The sequence below is a fragment of the Acinetobacter sp. 24-47-66 genome, from assembly GCF_056779755.1.
Genome location: NZ_JBWYIL010000050.1, coordinates 1 through 260 on the forward strand (window position 1 = coordinate 1; position 260 = coordinate 260).

1 protein-coding gene is annotated in these 260 nt (G+C 47.3%); it reads right to left on the bottom strand.

Annotated elements, in window-relative coordinates:
- On the bottom strand, positions 1-260 hold a 260-nt coding region (locus AC1M84_RS14325; RefSeq protein WP_481595244.1), incomplete at both ends, for a GA-like domain-containing protein.

A 260-nucleotide genomic window follows, 5' to 3' on the forward strand; every position in this document is an offset into this window, starting at 1 on the left:
GCATCATCACGTGCTTGAGTCAGCTCAGCAAGTTCTGTTGGCGTGATTAAACCATCTGATTCGGCATCTGCTAGTGCTTGCTCTGCCTCAGCATATGCTGCTTCAGCCGCCTCTACTGCCTCTGTCGCTTCTTCAAGTGCTGCAACTGCATCATCCACACCATCTTCGTTTTCGTCATTTACTGCTGGTAAAGTGATATCAACCAGATCATTTAAACGACCTTGTAGCGCATCTTTTTCTGCTTGTACTGCCTCAGGTAA